This is a genomic window from Citrobacter sp. Cf087, assembly GCF_030334285.1.
GTDB lineage: Bacteria > Pseudomonadota > Gammaproteobacteria > Enterobacterales > Enterobacteriaceae > Citrobacter > Citrobacter freundii.
Genome location: NZ_JAOWED010000029.1, coordinates 1 through 2197, shown reverse-complemented (window position 1 = coordinate 2197; position 2197 = coordinate 1). Strand labels below are relative to the sequence as shown.

The window sequence follows — 2197 nt, the reverse complement described above, 5'->3', positions numbered from 1 at the left end:
AGTCTCAGGGAGAACTCATCTCGGGGCAAGTTTCGTGCTTAGATGCTTTCAGCACTTATCTCTTCCGCATTTAGCTACCGGGCAATGCCATTGGCATGACAACCCGAACACCAGTGATGCGTCCACTCCGGTCCTCTCGTACTAGGAGCAGCCCCCCTCAATTCTCCAGCGCCCACGGCAGATAGGGACCGAACTGTCTCACGACGTTCTAAACCCAGCTCGCGTACCACTTTAAATGGCGAACAGCCATACCCTTGGGACCTACTTCAGCCCCAGGATGTGATGAGCCGACATCGAGGTGCCAAACACCGCCGTCGATATGAACTCTTGGGCGGTATCAGCCTGTTATCCCCGGAGTACCTTTTATCCGTTGAGCGATGGCCCTTCCATTCAGAACCACCGGATCACTAAGACCTGCTTTCGCACCTGCTCGAGCCGTCACTCTCGCAGTCAAGCTAGCTTATGCCTTTGCACTAACCTCCTGATGTCCGACCAGGATTAGCTAACCTTCGTGCTCCTCCGTTACTCTTTAGGAGGAGACCGCCCCAGTCAAACTACCCACCAGACACTGTCCGCAACCCGGGTAACGGGTCCACGTTAGAACACCAGCCATTAAAGGGTGGTATTTCAAGGATGGCTCCATGCAGACTGGCGTCCACACTTCAAAGCCTCCCACCTATCCTACACATCAAGGACCAGTGTTCAGTGTCAAGCTATAGTAAAGGTTCACGGGGTCTTTCCGTCTTGCCGCGGGTACACTGCATCTTCACAGCGAGTTCAATTTCACTGAGTCTCGGGTGGAGACAGCCTGGCCATCATTACGCCATTCGTGCAGGTCGGAACTTACCCGACAAGGAATTTCGCTACCTTAGGACCGTTATAGTTACGGCCGCCGTTTACCGGGGCTTCGATCAAGAGCTTCTCCTTACGGATAACCCCATCAATTAACCTTCCGGCACCGGGCAGGCGTCACACCGTATACGTCCACTTTCGTGTTTGCACAGTGCTGTGTTTTTAATAAACAGTTGCAGCCAGCTGGTATCTTCGACTGATTTCAGCTCCATGAGTAAATCACTTCACCTACATATCAGCGTGCCTTCTCCCGAAGTTACGGCACCATTTTGCCTAGTTCCTTCACCCGAGTTCTCTCAAGCGCCTTGGTATTCTCTACCTGACCACCTGTGTCGGTTTGGGGTACGATTTCGTGTTACCTGATGCTTAGAGGCTTTTCCTGGAAGCAGGGCATTTGTTACTTCAGCACCGTAGTGCCTCGTCATCACACCTCAGCGTTAAAAAGGTACCGGATTTACCTGGAACCTCCGCCTACATGCTTAAACCGGGACAACCGTCGCCCGGCTAACATAGCCTTCTCCGTCCCCCCTTCGCAGTAACACCAAGTACAGGAATATTAACCTGTTTCCCATCGACTACGCCTTTCGGCCTCGCCTTAGGGGTCGACTCACCCTGCCCCGATTAACGTTGGACAGGAACCCTTGGTCTTCCGGCGTGCGGGTTTTTCACCCGCATTATCGTTACTTATGTCAGCATTCGCACTTCTGATACCTCCAGCATACCTCACGATACACCTTCAACGGCTTACAGAACGCTCCCCTACCCAACAACACATAGTGTCGCTGCCGCAGCTTCGGTGCATGGTTTAGCCCCGTTACATCTTCCGCGCAGGCCGACTCGACCAGTGAGCTATTACGCTTTCTTTAAATGATGGCTGCTTCTAAGCCAACATCCTGGCTGTCTGTGCCTTCCCACATCGTTTCCCACTTAACCATGACTTTGGGACCTTAGCTGGCGGTCTGGGTTGTTTCCCTCTTCACGACGGACGTTAGCACCCGCCGTGTGTCTCCCGTGATAACATTCTTCGGTATTCGCAGTTTGCATCGGGTTGGTAAGTCGGGATGACCCCCTAGCCGAAACAGTGCTCTACCCCCGAAGATGAATTCACGAGGCGCTACCTAAATAGCTTTCGGGGAGAACCAGCTATCTCCCGGTTTGATTGGCCTTTCACCCCCAGCCACAAGTCATCCGCTAATTTTTCAACATTAGTCGGTTCGGTCCTCCAGTTAGTGTTACCCAACCTTCAACCTGCCCATGGCTAGATCACCGGGTTTCGGGTCTATACCCTGCAACTTAACGCCCAGTTAAGACTCGGTTTCCCTTCGGCTCCCCTATACGGTTAACC

1 rRNA gene is annotated in these 2197 nt (G+C 52.9%); it reads right to left on the bottom strand.

The annotated features are described in order from the left end of the window. Positions 1 to 2197 (bottom strand): 23S ribosomal RNA (locus OGV57_RS11450); the annotation flags it as partial.